Origin of the sequence: Sphingomonas koreensis, from assembly GCF_002797435.1 — a bacterium.
Taxonomy (GTDB): Bacteria; Pseudomonadota; Alphaproteobacteria; order Sphingomonadales; family Sphingomonadaceae; genus Sphingomonas; species Sphingomonas koreensis.
This window is the reverse complement of sequence record NZ_PGEN01000001.1, coordinates 2,583,345-2,597,091: the sequence shown is the minus strand read 5'-3', so window position 1 is coordinate 2,597,091 and position 13,747 is coordinate 2,583,345. Positions and strand designations below refer to the sequence as shown.

The 13,747-nt window shown below is 68.6% G+C and carries 16 protein-coding genes; 14 read left to right on the top strand and 2 right to left on the bottom strand.

All coding sequences use genetic code 11. The features are described 5' to 3' along the window. Positions 1-62: 62 nt before the first annotated feature. The 14 genes from BDW16_RS12365 (at position 63) to BDW16_RS12300 (ending at position 12,575) form a co-directional block, all read left to right on the top strand. Complete coding sequence (locus BDW16_RS12365) at positions 63-1,331, top strand: glutamate-5-semialdehyde dehydrogenase (RefSeq protein ID WP_066572241.1); 1,269 nt, start codon at positions 63-65, stop codon at positions 1,329-1,331. Further along, positions 1,328-1,957 carry a nicotinate-nucleotide adenylyltransferase gene (locus BDW16_RS12360; RefSeq protein ID WP_237241229.1) on the top strand — a complete coding sequence of 210 codons (630 nt, stop codon included), beginning with the start codon at positions 1,328-1,330 and terminating at the stop codon, positions 1,955-1,957. The genes BDW16_RS12365 and BDW16_RS12360 overlap by 4 nt, the downstream gene beginning before the upstream one ends. A 2-nt stretch (positions 1,958-1,959) precedes the next feature. Further along, a complete protein-coding gene (gene rsfS / locus BDW16_RS12355; RefSeq protein ID WP_066572243.1) occupies positions 1,960-2,358 on the top strand; it encodes a ribosome silencing factor in 399 nt (132 codons plus the stop codon). Positions 2,359-2,391: 33 nt separating this feature from the next. Continuing rightward, positions 2,392-2,814 (top strand): 23S rRNA (pseudouridine(1915)-N(3))-methyltransferase RlmH, encoded by a 423-nt coding sequence (locus BDW16_RS12350; RefSeq protein ID WP_066572245.1) that lies wholly within the window; start codon positions 2,392-2,394, stop codon positions 2,812-2,814. A 1-nt stretch (position 2,815) separates the two neighbouring features. Next, on the top strand, positions 2,816-4,006 hold the full coding sequence (locus tag BDW16_RS12345; RefSeq protein WP_066572253.1) for a murein hydrolase activator EnvC family protein: 1,191 nt from the start codon (positions 2,816-2,818) through the stop codon (positions 4,004-4,006). Positions 4,007-4,129: 123 nt separating this feature from the next. Next, a complete protein-coding gene (locus BDW16_RS12340) occupies positions 4,130-5,476 on the top strand; it encodes a S41 family peptidase (RefSeq protein ID WP_066572256.1) in 1,347 nt (448 codons plus the stop codon). Positions 5,477-5,487: 11 nt separating this feature from the next. Then, a complete protein-coding gene (locus BDW16_RS12335) occupies positions 5,488-5,955 on the top strand; it encodes a disulfide bond formation protein B (RefSeq protein ID WP_066572258.1) in 468 nt (155 codons plus the stop codon). Then, positions 5,952-6,485 carry a demethoxyubiquinone hydroxylase family protein gene (locus BDW16_RS12330; protein WP_066572260.1) on the top strand — a complete coding sequence of 178 codons (534 nt, stop codon included), beginning with the start codon at positions 5,952-5,954 and terminating at the stop codon, positions 6,483-6,485. Before BDW16_RS12335 ends, BDW16_RS12330 begins: the two co-directional genes overlap by 4 nt. A gap of 30 nt (positions 6,486-6,515) precedes the next feature. Continuing rightward, entirely contained in the window at positions 6,516-6,917 is a 402-nt protein-coding gene (locus tag BDW16_RS12325) for a hypothetical protein (protein ID WP_066572868.1), read from the top strand. A 155-nt stretch (positions 6,918-7,072) separates the two neighbouring features. Next, a complete protein-coding gene (locus BDW16_RS12320) occupies positions 7,073-8,512 on the top strand; it encodes a hypothetical protein (RefSeq protein ID WP_241230519.1) in 1,440 nt (479 codons plus the stop codon). A gap of 64 nt (positions 8,513-8,576) precedes the next feature. Continuing rightward, positions 8,577-9,059 carry a hemerythrin domain-containing protein gene (locus BDW16_RS12315; protein WP_066572264.1) on the top strand — a complete coding sequence of 161 codons (483 nt, stop codon included), beginning with the start codon at positions 8,577-8,579 and terminating at the stop codon, positions 9,057-9,059. 70 nt (positions 9,060-9,129) lie between these two features. Then, entirely contained in the window at positions 9,130-10,326 is a 1,197-nt protein-coding gene (locus BDW16_RS12310; RefSeq protein WP_066572267.1) for a parallel beta-helix domain-containing protein, read from the top strand. Positions 10,327-10,456: 130 nt separating this feature from the next. Further along, positions 10,457-11,494: an SO2930 family diheme c-type cytochrome gene (locus BDW16_RS12305; RefSeq protein ID WP_066572275.1), complete on the top strand. Its 1,038-nt coding sequence runs from the start codon at positions 10,457-10,459 to the stop codon at positions 11,492-11,494. 160 nt (positions 11,495-11,654) lie between these two features. Further along, positions 11,655-12,575, top strand: a complete 921-nt coding sequence (locus tag BDW16_RS12300) for a helix-turn-helix domain-containing protein (protein WP_083629349.1) — start codon at positions 11,655-11,657, stop codon at positions 12,573-12,575. Between the two features lie 12 nt (positions 12,576-12,587). Here the strand turns inward: BDW16_RS12300 and BDW16_RS12295 are convergent, their stop codons facing one another. Together BDW16_RS12295 and BDW16_RS12290 are read right to left on the bottom strand one after the other, a co-directional pair. Beyond that, positions 12,588-13,103: a YceD family protein gene (locus BDW16_RS12295; RefSeq protein ID WP_066572281.1), complete on the bottom strand. Its 516-nt coding sequence runs from the start codon at positions 13,101-13,103 to the stop codon at positions 12,588-12,590. Then, positions 13,100-13,618, bottom strand: a complete 519-nt coding sequence (locus BDW16_RS12290; RefSeq protein ID WP_174532014.1) for a ubiquinol-cytochrome C chaperone family protein — start codon at positions 13,616-13,618, stop codon at positions 13,100-13,102. The genes BDW16_RS12295 and BDW16_RS12290 overlap by 4 nt, the downstream gene beginning before the upstream one ends. Positions 13,619-13,747: the final 129 nt, after the last annotated feature.

The following is a 13,747-nucleotide window of genomic DNA, read 5'->3' as shown; positions in this document are numbered from 1 at the left end:
TAACAAAGTGCCAAAGCAGAGGCGATAGGGACTTTTGCGTTGCGTCATGTTAGCCGCGGCGGATGGACACGATCGCCGAAACCTCGCCCACCGCCCTCATCGCCGAGCTGGGGGCCCGCGCCCGCGCCGCCGCCGTGACGCTCGCGGGTCTGCCGGCGCCGGCCAAGGCACAGGGGTTGCGCGCCGCCGCCGCGGCGATCCGCGCCGATGCCGATGCGATTCTGGCCGCGAATGCGAGGGATGTCGCGGCGGGTGAGGCAAACGGGCTTTCGGGCGCGCTGCTCGACCGGCTCCGGCTCGATCCTGCCCGGCTCGAAGGCGCGGCGGCGGGGGTCGAAGCGGTGGCCGCGCTCGCCGATCCGGTCGGCGAGGTCATCAGCACCAGCGAGCGGCCCAACGGATTGCAGCTCAGCCGCGTGCGCGTGCCGATCGGGGTGATCGGCATCATCTATGAGAGCCGCCCCAACGTCACCGCCGACGCTGCGGCCTTGTGCGTGATGAGCGGCAATGCCGCGATCCTGCGCGGCGGATCGGAGGCGGTGCACAGCAACCGCGCGATCCACGCCGCCTTCGCCTGCGGCCTCGCCGATGCCGGGCTGCCCGAGGACGCCGTCCAGCTCGTCCCCACCACCGATCGCGCCGCGGTCGGCGCGATGCTCAAGGCGGACGGCGCCATCGACCTGGTCGTCCCGCGCGGCGGCAAGAGCCTGGTCGCGCGCGTGCAGGAGGAGGCGCGCGTGCCGGTGCTCGCGCATCTCGACGGCATCAACCACACCTATATCGACGGCGCCGCCGATCCGGACATGGCCCGCGACCTCGCGGTCAACGCCAAGATGCGCCGCACCGGCATCTGCGGCGCGACCGAGACGCTGCTGATCGACACCGCCTTCGCTGATCCCGCACCGATCCTGTCGGCACTCGCCGATACCGGCTGCGAGCTGCGCGGCGATGCCGACATCCGGGCGATCGACCCCCGCGTCGTCGCGGCCAATGCCGAGGATTGGGACACCGAATATCTCGATTCGATCCTGTCGGTGAAGCGCGTCGATGGCGTCGTCGGCGCGATGGCGCATATCGCCGCGCACGGATCGCATCACACCGACGCGATCGTCACCGGGGATGCCGCCACCGCGGAGCGGTTCCTCAACGGCGTCGACAGCGCGATCGTGATGTGGAACGCCTCGACCCAGTTCGCCGATGGCGGCGAGTTCGGGCTGGGCGCGGAGATCGGCATCGCCACGGGCCGCCTGCATGCGCGCGGCCCGGTCGCGCTGGAGGGGCTGACGACCTATAAATGGGTGGTGCGCGGGACCGGTCAGACGCGCCCTTGAAGCGGATCGGTCTTCTCGGCGGGTCGTTCAACCCGGCGCATCGCGGGCACCGGGCGATCTCGCTCCACGCCTTGCGTGCGCTGGAGCTGGACGAGATATGGTGGATGGTCTCGCCCGGCAATCCGCTCAAGGAAGCAAAGGGCATGGCGCCGTTCGCCGCGCGCATGGCGTCTGCCCGCGCCATGGCGAAGCACGCGCCGATCCGGCCCACCGCGGTCGAGCAGCGGCTGAAGACCCGCTACACCGTCGATACGCTGAGCAAACTCCCGCTTCTCTACCCCAAACACCAGTTCATCTGGCTTATGGGCGCCGACAATCTGGCGCAGTTCGACCAGTGGAAGGGCTGGCGCCGAATAGCGCAGAAGGTTGCGATTGCGGTGATCGCGCGGCCGGGCTATGATCGCGATGCCCATGCAAGTCCTGCAATGGGCTGGCTGCGGCGCTTCGTGCGGCCCGCAGGCCAGGCGAAGAACTGGACGAAGTGGAGTTTGCCGGCACTGGTGCTGTTGCGCTTCCGCCCCGACCCGACTTCGGCGACACGCCTGCGCGCCGCCGATCCTGCCTGGCACCGGCGCTATGCGCCGTCCCCACATCACCGCACGCGCGTCCCCGGGCGCCAGGAGTAGACTTGAACGCATCGCCCCATGTTTCGCCTAGTCCCGAGCCTCAGGGTTCCCCGAACGAGGCCGAGGCTCTGCACAAGCTCGTCCTGACCTCGCTCGACGACGATCAGGCGGTGGAAACCGTCTCGATCCCGCTCGCGGGCAAGAGCAGCATCGCCGACTATATGGTCGTCGCCAGCGGCAAGTCGACGCGCCAGGTCGCGTCGATGGCCAACAAGCTGGCGGAGAAGATCAAGGCCGAGTTCGGCCGCAGCCCGCGGATCGAGGGGCTTCCAACCGCCGACTGGGTGCTGATCGACGCAGGCGACGTGATCGTCCACCTGTTCCGGCCCGAGGTACGGACCTTCTACAATCTCGAGCGCATGTGGGCGTTCGGGGATACGCCGCCCGTCGGCAACGCGTAATGTCTGGGATCGGCCCCGAGCGACTCTAGCACCATGCTGCTGCATATCGTGGCGCGCGGGCGCATCGGGCGCGGGCCCGAGGCCGAACTGGTGGGGCGCTACATGAAGCGGGTGACCTGGCCCCACAAGATCACCGAGATGCCCGATACCGGCGGCAGGCTGCCCGACCTCGCGCCCGGCACGCGCCGGGTGATGCTCGACGAGAAGGGCGAAAACCTGCCTTCGCGCGTGCTCGCCGAGCGGCTCCAGGCATGGCGCGACGACGGGGTACGCGAAACGCGCTTCCTGATCGGTGCAGCGGACGGGTTCGGCGATGCCGAGCGGGCCGAGGCCGATCTGCTGATCGCCTTCGGCCGCGCGACCTGGCCGCATCTGATGGCGCGCGCGATGCTCGCCGAGCAGCTCTGGCGCGCGACCAGCATCCTCGCCAACCACCCCTATCACCGCGAGGGCTAGGATGCGCCGGGCGCTGACCGTCACCGCCGTCGTCGCGCTGGCGGCTGCAGGCGTAAGCGCGCTTCCCGCCCAGACCGATCTCGCAGCGCAACAGGGGCAGCTCAAGGCCGCGAACAAGGCCGCGAAGACCGCCGAAGCACGTGCCCGCCAGCTTCAGCAGGCCGCTGCCAACGAGCGCGACGAAGCGCGGCGCGCCAAAGTGCGCGAGGCCGCGGTCGCCGCCAGCATCGCGGCGGCGGAAGCACAGATCATGGCGGCCCGGGCACGCACCGCGATCGTCGACCGGCTGCTCGCCGAACAGCACAGGCGGCTCGAAGCGCAGCAGGGGCCGATCGCGCGCCTGATCGCCGCGCTCCAGTCGCTCGCGCGGCGGCCGGCCATGCTGGGGTTGCTCCAGCCTGGCTCGACCGCGGACATCGTTCATGTCCGCGCCGTGCTTGGCGGCGTCGCCCCGGTTGTACGCGAACGCAGCGCCGGCGTGCGTGCCGAGATCGCACGCGCGCGCCGCCTGCGCGAAGGCGCGCAGATCGCCGCGCGCAGCCTGCGCGAGGGGCGCGAACGGCTGGAGACCGAGCGGCTGGCACTGGTGCAGATGGAGGCCGGCCATCGCCTGCGCCCCACCGGCTATCGCCGCGAAGCGATGATCGAATCGGATCGCGCGCTCGCGCTCGGCGAGCAGGCACGCGATCTGGTGGAGCTGATGGACACGCTGGGCGCAGCAGCGGAAACCCGCGAGGCGCTGGAAGCACTGCCCGGCCCGCTGCCACGCCCGGGTGCCGGGGATTCCGCAGAGGCTCCGCCCCCCGCGCGAATCGCGCCGCAGGGACCGCCGCCGTACCGGCTGCCGGTCGCCGGAAGCCTCGTCACCGGGTTGGGCGAAGTGTCGGACGCCGGCGTCCGCGCGCGCGGCCTGACGCTGTCGACCTGGGCAGGCGCACAGGTCGTTGCGCCGGCGGCGGGCCGCGTGGTCTATGCCGGACGGTTCCGCCGATACGGCAACATCGTGATCCTCGACCATGGCGATGGCTGGACCTCGCTGATCGCGGGTCTCGACCGGGTGCTGGCGCGGGTCGGCGACGCCCCGGTTCAGGGCACGCCGCTCGGCAACGCGCCCAGGGGAGAGGCCCCGCGCATTACCGTCGAACTGCGCCGCAAGGGCGATGCGGTCGATCTGGCGCAACTGCTCGATTGATGCGCCTTGGTCAGACGGCACCGGGGCGATGCCGCGAGCCTATAAGGCGCCCCACCCTTGCCGCTTTGCGGCCACGGCTTTCCGGTCTATCCTGTCCCCAAGCATCGCTCAGGAAGTTTGCGTATGATCCGTCCCCTGCTTCAGGTCACCGCCGCAGTCGGCGCGCTGGCGCTGATCCCCGTCACCACCGGCGCCATGGCCAGCGTCGATACCTCCAGCTATCGCGAGCTCGACGCCTTCATGGACGTCTATGCGCGGGTGAAGGCCGACTATGTCGAGCAGGTCGATGACAAGACGCTGATCAAGGGCGCGATCGAAGGGATGCTCGCCAGCCTCGATCCGCACAGCTCCTATGTCGACGCGCTGGCGTTCGACAATATGCGCCTCGCCACCGACGGCAATTATGGCGGCCTCGGCCTCTCGGTCACGATGGAGGACGGCGCGGTCAAGGTGGTGACCCCGACCGAGGATACCCCTGCCTGGCGCGCGGGGATCAAGTCGGGCGACTTCATCACCCATCTCGACGGCAAGCTGATCTATGGCGGCACGCTCGACGAGGCGATCAGCCAGATGCGGGGCGAGCCCGGCACCAAGATCACCGTGCGGATCGTCCGCCCCGGCCGCGACAAGCCGTTCGACGTCTCCCTGACCCGTGAGACCATCGTCCAGAAGGCGGTGAAGTGGGAGGTCAAGGACGGCATCGGCATCCTCAACATCAACACCTTCAGCGCCACCACCGCATCGGACATGCGCGCCGGCATCGCCGCGATCGAGAAGCAACTGGGCGGCAAGCCCAAGGGCTATGTCATCGATCTGCGCGCCAATGGCGGCGGCCTGCTCAACCAGGCGATCGAAGTGACCGACGCGTTCCTCGCACATGGCGAAATCGTCTCGCAGCGCGGCCGCGACAAGGCGGATATCGAACGCTGGTACGCCAAGGCCGACGACCTTGCCCGCGGGCTGCCGCTGGTCGTGCTGGTCGATGCCGGCACCGCGTCCGCCTCGGAGATCGTCGCCGGTGCGCTGCAGGACCACCACCGCGCGCTGGTGCTGGGCGAGAAGACCTTCGGCAAGGGATCGGTGCAGACCCTGCTCCAGCTCGGCCCGCGCACCGCGCTGCGGCTCACCACCGCGCGCTACTACACCCCCTCGGGCCGTTCGGTACAGGAAGGCGGGATCGAGCCCGATCTCAAGGTGCCGCAGCTCACCGATGCCGACTACAAGACCCGGCCGGTGTTCCGCGAGGCCGATCTGCGCCGTCACCTGATCAACGAGACCAAGGTCGACAATTCGGTGCTGGAGGAAGACACCAAGACCGATCCGCGCTTCGCCGCGACGATCGACGAGCTCAAGAAGAAGGGCGTCGAGGACTTCCAGCTCCATTACGCGCTGCAGACCATCGCCCGTACCGCCGCGCCCACGCGCATGGCCGAGGGCGGCGGCGCGCCCAAGGCCGGCAGCAAGCGCTGAGGCAGGAACCGATGGCACCCCGTCGCACCGCGCAGGCGCTCGCCCTGCTCATCCCGCTCGGCCTGATCGGCGGCGCGCTCTACAGCCAGTATGTCAGCGGGCTGTTCCCGTGCGAGATGTGCATGTGGCAGCGCTACCCGCATTATGCGGCGATCGCGCTTGCCGCCCTGTCCTTTGCAGCGAAGCCGGTCCGCGACCTGCTGGTGTGGCTCGCCGCGATCGGCATCGCGATCAGCGGTGCGATCGGCGCCTTCCATGCCGGGGTCGAGTATAAATGGTGGGAAGGGCTCACCCAGTGCGCCACCACCTTCGGCAGCGGCGGCAGCGCGCTCGACGCGATCATGAACGCGCCGCTGGTGCGCTGCGACGTCGCGCCCTGGCATTTCCTCGGCATTTCGCTCGCCGGGTGGAACGCAATCATCTCGCTCGGCGGGGCGCTGGTGATCGCCGTGCTGATGCTGAAGCGGCAACGCCGATGAGGTGGAAGCCGGGAGATCGCCGCGCCGACATCCCCTCGATGATCCGGGTGGATCAGGCGGGGGAATATGGCGCGACGCGCATCTATGCCGGGCAGCTCGCCGTGATGGGCGACCGGCACGACATGGCGCGCGCGATTTCGGGCATGGCGAATCAGGAGGAACGGCACCGCGCCTTCTTTGATGCGTTGATTGCCGAGCGCGGCGTGCGGCCGACCGCGTTGCAGCCGGTATGGAATGTCGCGGGCTTCGCGCTGGGCGCGGCAACCGCGGCGCTCGGCCCGGCGGCGGCGATGGCCTGCACCGCGGCGGTGGAGACCGAGATCGATCTCCACTATCAGGAACAGCTCGCCGCGCTGGGATCGAGCGATCCGGTGTTGTCGGACGCGGTGGCCGAATTCCGCGCCGAAGAGCTTGAGCATCGCGATTCGGCACTGGCGGCGGGCGCGGAGACGGCACCGGCCTATCCGCTGCTTGCGGGCGCGATCCGGTTGGCGTGCAGGGCTGCCATTGCGGTTTCGAAACGGGTATAGATAGGGGCGTTGGGGGATATGGAGTTGACGATGACGAAGACGATCCTGCTGGGCCTGACCCTCGCCGCCGCACCGCTCGCGGCACCGCTTCCGGCGCTGGCGCAGAATGCTGCGCAGAATGGCGTGCTCGTCATCTATGGCGACGACAAATGCCCGACCAATGCCGATGGCGATGAGGTGGTGATCTGCGTCCGCCGTCCTGCCGAGGAACGTTTCCGCATCCCCAAGGAGCTGCGCGACCAGCAAGTCGCGCCTCAGAATGAGAGCTGGGCGGTGCGCCAGCAGGGCGCGATGAGCGTCGGCGATACCGGCATCGGCAGCTGCTCGGCCGTGGGTCCGGGCGGCGGCATCGGCTGCTCGTCGCGCGAGATCCAGGCGGGCAAGGCCGAAGCCGATGCGCGCAAGCGCGCCGAGAAGGTCCTGCCCGACTAGAGGCGCGCCTCGATCGTTCTCATCGCGCGGGCAGGGATCCGTTCAGGCTGACGGAACGGGCGGGGCCACGACGTCACACGCAATGGATCACACCGGCTTGGCCTGTGGCAGCGGGCCGATGTGACGCACTGAATTCGACAATGCGGGGGTTTGGCGTGACGGAAGGTGAGGTGCGGCGGCGCTGGCAGTTTCCGGTGCTGCTCTTCGCGCTGGTCTGGCTCTCGTGCGTCTGGTTCGGCTCATGGGCCTTCAACCCCAACAGCGCGACCCGGCTGCTCGCCGCCACCGCGATCGTCGAGACCGGCGATGCGCGGATCGACAGCTTTGCCGACATGACGATCGACAAGGCGATGTTCGACGGCCATGTCTATATGGACAAGGCGCCGGGCATGACGCTGATGGCCCTGCCCTGGGTGGCGCTGACCAATGCCGTCACCGGCCAGACCTCGGCCGACGTTCCACACAGGCTGTTCGACCCCGCCGCGGAGGATTTCCTGGCGGTCCGGATGCGTGTCTCGGCCGCCCTCACCAGCGCGATACTCACCGCGCTGGCGGCGATCGCACTGCTGGACCTTGGCACCGGCATCACCGGGAGCCGCACCGCGGGACTGTTCGGCGCCACCGGCTTCGCGTTCGGAACGACAATCTGGGGATGGAGCACCACCTATTTCGGTCATGCCCCGGCCACGGCACTGATCGCCATCGCGCTATGGGCGGTGTGGCGCGGGACCGGTGGCGGCGGGCATCCCGGCCGCTATGCTCTGATCGCTGGCCTGGCGCTGGGCTGGGCAGTGGTGATCGAACATAGCGTGGTGCTGACCGGCGCCCCGGTTGCACTCTGGGCGCTGTGGCGCATCCGCGGCTGGGAGCCGCGCCGGATCGGCCGCACGCTCGCCCTAGCGCTCGCAGGCGGCATCGCGGCGTCGCTTCCCCTTCTCGCCTACAACCTTGCCGTGTTCGGACACGCCTTCCAGACCGGCTATTCGGGCGTGGTCGGGTTCGAAGGCATGCAACAGGGCCTGTTCGGCCTGACCTATCCCAAGCCGGATATTCTCTGGGAGATTGTCGGCGGCAAGCGCCGCGGTCTGGTCTGGGTGGCGCCGGTGCTGGTGCTCGCTCCCTTCGGCATCTGGGCGCTGTTGCGCGGTCCGGCGAAACGCGACATCGGCGCGGTCGCAGCGGCGGGCGCGGTGATCGCGCTGCTCTATAACGCCGCCTATGTCTATTGGGACGGCGGCAACGCGACCGGTCCGCGCCACGCACTCCCGGCCGTCGCCTATCTTGCCATCGGCCTCGCCGCCTTCTGGGCGGGCGCGAGCCGGGCGGAAAAATGGCTGGGCGGCGGCTTTCTGGCCGCCAGCGTCGCGATCAACCTCGCCATCACCGCCGCCGACGTGCAGGCGCCGCATTTCTACCCGGCCCCGGTGACGCAGCATATCCTGCCCATGTTCCTGAACGGCGACATCCGCACCCTCCCCAACGAGTTCTGGGGCTGGTCGCCGTGGGTGGGGCTTGGTCTCTATTTCGCGCTGGCCGGCGGGCTCGTGGTGCTGCTGGCCCGGGCGTGGCGGCAGGAAATCCTTGAAAGCGCGTGAGAATGATTCGCGCCTGAAACCTCGCCCGGCCTGACCGGTTGAAGCGCCAGAAGGAGATGTACCGATGGCCGACGACCGGATCTTCGCGGAGTTGAAGCGCGACCACGACCGTCAGCGCAAGCTGCTCGACGCGATCGCCGAAACCAGCGGCGACAGCGAGGAGCGCCGCACGCTGTTCGAGGAATTGCGGCTCGAGCTTCAGGCGCACGCCGCCGCCGAGGAAGAATCGCTCTACGCGACGATGCTCGCCGACCCCGACCTGCGCGACGATGCGCGCCATTCGGTGTCCGAGCACAAGGAGGTCGACGACATGCTGGGCGAGCTGGTCGAGATGGAGATGAGCTCGTCCGGCTGGCTCACCCGCTTCAAGACGATGCGCGACCGCTACCTCCATCATATCGACGAGGAGGAGGAAGAGATGTTCCCGGCCGCATCGAAGGACCTGGACGACGCGACCAAGGCAAAGCTCGCCGCGATCTTCGAGAAGCGCAAGCCGAAGGAACTGGCGCGCGCCGAGGACGAGATGCCGGGCGACGCGCGCGAGTAACTGACAGGCATGTTAGTGACTGGACGGACGCTTCGGACCGGGTAAGCTGGCCTCAAAACAGGAGAGGCCCATGATCCGCACCGTCACCGTTGCGTTGCTTGCCGTTGCGTCGTCCGCCGCGGTCGCCAAGACGATCGACGTTCCCGCCGGCCCCAATGCACAGGAGCGGCTGCAGGAGGCGCTGCTCGACGCCAAGCCGGGCGATGTCGTCCAGATCGGCGCGGGCCGGTTCGAGCTGACCGACGGCCTCAGCCTCGACGTCGACAAGGTAACGGTGCGGGGCGCGGGCCCTGACAAGACGGTATTGAGCTTCAAGGGCCAGCTCGGCGCGGGCGAAGGCCTGCTCGTCACCTCCGACGATGTCGTGCTGCGCGGCTTTGCGGTGGAGGACAGCAAGGGCGACGGGATCAAGTCCAAGGAGGCGAACCGCATCGTCTACAAGGACATCCGCGTCGAATGGACCGGGGGGCCCAAGGCGACCAACGGCGCCTATGGCGTCTATCCCGTCTCGAGCCACACCATCCTGGTCGATGGCGTGACGGTGAAGGGCGCGTCGGACGCGGGAATCTATGTCGGCCAGTCCGAACGGATCGTGGTGCGCAACTCGACCGTGTCCCAGAATGTCGCGGGAATCGAGATCGAGAACAGCAACATGGCCGACGTCCATGGCAACACCGCCACCGGCAATACCGGCGGGATCCTGGTGTTCGACCTGCCCAATCTGCCCCGCATGAACGGCGGCGGCGTGCGCGTGTTCGGCAACAAGGTGTTCGCCAACGACACGCCGAACTTCGCCCCCAAGGGCAATATCGTCGCGACCGTGCCCAAGGGAACCGGCGTGCTGGTGATGGCCAATGACGGTGTCCATGTCTTCGACAACGACCTGTCGGACCATGCCACGGCGAACGTGATGATCATCTCCTACCGCCCCAAGTTCGAGGATGCGAAGTACAATCCCTACCCCCGCCGCATCATCGTGTCGGGCAACCGCCATGGCCGCGCGGGCTTTGCGCCCGACGTGCCGGGCGGCGGCTTCCTGACCGCGGCATTCGGCGGCAACGCCCCGCCGGTGTGGTGGGACGGCACCGGGAAGGTCGCCGAACTCGGCCTGCGCGTCGCAGACCCTGTGCCCGTTCTCGGCCTCGGCCTCGCGCTCGGCGCATCGACCGACAGCGCCAAGCCGTCCAAGGTCGAGTTGAACGGCGCTGACGTGCCGCAGCCAGCCCCGGTGACGCTGCCGGCCGAGATGGAGGCCGCGGCGAAATAGCGATGCCCCTCCCGATCTGCAGTTCCCCTGCGAACGCAGGAGCCCGGGATGCCACGCGACGCCCTGCGCGGCTCTTGCCCCCTGCTCTCGCAGGGGAACCGCCATGCGGCTGCAAGCGGCAGGGGCCGGCATGAACCCAGGCGCCATCCTGTTCGCACTCGCCGCCACCGCCTTCGTCGCCGCCGCGGCACAACAACAGCCGGCCCAGGTCAGCGATGCCGCGATCACCGCGGAGGGCTATCCGGCGAAGCTCTCCGACTATGGCTTTTTCACCGACCTCGTGAAGCGCACGCCCGCGCCGCGCGTGATCGGCTACGGTCTCGAGACCGCGCTGTTCTCGGACTATACGGTCAAGCAGCGCTTCATCTACGTCCCCGCCGGCGCGAAGGCGGCCTATGACCCGGCGAAGGCGATCGACTTCCCGGTCGGCAGCGCCCTCATCAAGACCTTCGGCTATGGCGAAGGCGCCGCGTTCCGGCCGCTCGAAACCCGGCTTCTGCTGCGCCGCGCGTCGGGCTGGGTCGCGATCCCCTATGTCTGGAACGCCGAGGGCACCGACGCGGTGCTGAAGCGCGCGGGCACGCGGCTGGCGGTCGCCTTCACCGATCCTTCGGGCAAGCCGCGCCAGATCAGCTACGCCGTGCCAAACCAGAACCAGTGCAAGGATTGCCACGCGCTGTCCGGGCAGATCGTCCCGATCGGGGCCAAGGCGCGCTATCTCAACCATGGCGGACAGCTCCAGACGCTGGTCGCCGCCGGCCTGCTCGACCGCGCCCCGGCAGATGCCCCGCGCGTCGCCCGATGGGACGATCCCAAGGCGCCGCTCGACGCCCGTGCGCGCGCCTATCTCGAGATCAACTGCGCGCATTGCCATAATCCGGCGGGTGCTGCCTCCAACTCGGGCCTGTTCCTCGAGCTCGACCGCAAGGAAGCGGTGACGATCGGCATCGGCAAGCGGCCGGTCGCGGCAGGACGGGGCAGCGGCGGGCGCGAGTTCGCGATCGCGCCGGGCGATGCCGACGCCTCGATCCTGATCTACCGCCTGCGCAGCACGGATCCCGGCATCGCCATGCCCGAGCTTGGCCGCGCGACCGCGCATGACGAAGGCATCAGCCTGCTCTCGCAGTGGATCGACTCGATGCCGGAGGCGGCTACCCAAAAACGTTGAACGTCACCAACTCGGGTGGCTGATGCTTTGACTCGGCAACCGATCGGGCACAGGCTGCGTTCTAGTGGATCATGTGCCTGGCGTTATCTGACCCTGCCATTGCGGCGAACCCTGTGCCCCCAAAGGCACCGCAAGACCCTGCCCCAGACAGACCTGGCCGATGCGGCTGACAGAGGACACCGCCGCGCTTCCCGAAAGGGACGATATGGCGGAAATGCCGATCGCTCAGGTCCGCGCCGCAACGCGCCATCTGGCCGAGCTGCAGACCAGCCTGCTCGCACTCGGGGTTCGCGTGTTCGGCGGCCGGATCGACCGATTCATCATCTACACGCTGGCCGCGCGAGTGGCAGGGCTGTCGGATTCCGACGCATCGGCGATGGTCCCCACCTCCGCCCACGCGCTCGCCGCATCGCTGGGGCGTCCCTATGAAACGATCCGCCGGCATGTGAACGCGCTGATCGAGGACGGGCTGTGCGTCCGGAGCGGCAACCGTATCCATGTGACGGTGGAGGGACTCCGGCGTCCGCGGATCGCGCATTTGTTGCGCTGGTCGCACGATTGCTTCGTGCGTTTCGTCGAAGATCTGGCCGCCGCCGGCGAAGCCCTCCCACCGCCTCGAATCGGGGCGCCGTACGAAATGGCGAACGGGGTACGCACTGGGGTCGATATCATGCTCGCGGTGCTGCAGACCAACCGTGAACGGCACGCCAACTGGCTCGATCTGGTCCTGTTCTCCACGGTGATCGCCGCGAACTGCCGCGGCAACCGGGTCGGCGACGCCTTTAGCCGCGCCGACAGACCGGTTTCGTCGCGAGCAGTGGCGCGAATGATCGGGGTGACGCCCGTCACTGCCCACCGGCATCTGTCAGCCATGGCCTTGACCGGTCAGCTTGTGCGCATCCGAAGCGGGTTTCGCGTCAATGGCGCCTGGCTCGCTCATCCGGCCGCTCAGGCGGTCGGTGATGCGAGTCTCCAGAACGTCCGCCGCCTGCTCGGCGGCCTCGCGGTACAGGGCTTTCCGTTCGACCAACCCGCGCGCGCCTATCTCGCAGCGCGGCCGCCATTCACGCCGATCCGCTAGGGCCAAACCCGATCAGGGCTTGGGCTGTTTGAGCTTTGCCAAAGCCGCAAACGGCCCGGCCTCTTCCTCGCTCAGCACGCCGGCCTCGCGCAGCGCTGCCGCGGCGCCAGGGCTGCGCGGAAACGGGTCGAGCGCCAGAGCCAGCGTTTCCGCCGCGGCCTCGCCAAGGTCGATCGCGCCGCCGGTGTAGAAGACGGTATCGCAATCATCTTCGCTGAGCTCGATCTCGTCCACGCTCTCATCGCCTTCGGGAACGAAGCGGATCGCGAAATCTTCCTCGATCCTTTGCGGAACCGGATCGCCGGTGACGCTGCACGGCTGAACCACGGCGCCCGACAGATGGCCGCGCGCGATGATCCCCGCCGCGTCGGTCCGGATCACGAAATCGGCAACCAGCGTGTCGATCGCGATCAGCCCGAACCGGCGAGCCAGCGCACCGCGTTCGGCGGCATCGGCCTCGACGCGCACCTGGCTCTCGCCCGCGCCGATCGTGTCGAGCCGCCGGGGCCGGGAGAATTCCGGGGTCATGCCGCCAGGCGCCCGGCCATCAGCGCATCAAGCTCGACCTGCGCCAGCGCGATATGCAGCGCACGCAGTTCGCCCGCGCTGTGCGCCAGCGCGGCTTCGCCGGGATCCTCGGCACGGTAGAGGTTGCGCAGCAAGGCGCCCTCCAATGGCTCGGTCCCCGCGACCAGTGCATCGCGATAGGCGCCCAGCCGTCCGCCGAGCAGCCCCATCATCTTGCCCATCCGCTTGCCGACCACGACGTCGCCGACGCCGAACTGGCGCAGCTGGCCGTCCATGTCGTCGACGAAACATTCGATCAGCCGCGCGACCGTTTCCGCCGCTGCCGGCTCCGCCTCCAGGCGCAGCAGCACCACGGCGAGCACGCTCGCGATCGTGTCGAACCGGCCGTTGACCGTGTCGGGCACCGCGCCTGCTTCATACCAGTGCGGCGCGCGTCCGCGCGCCACGACGGCCTGATAGAGCGCCGCCGCGGGATTTTCCGCCTTGCGTCCGGCCAGCCGTTGCCACAATCCCATGTTCATATGCTCCGTCCGCCGCGAAATCGGCGGCAATTACCCGTCCGCCGCTGAAACGGCGGCAATTACCATGTCCCGCGTGACTTGTTTGCGCGAGCGCGGGCGCATATTGAGGCGAACGGCCTGCGA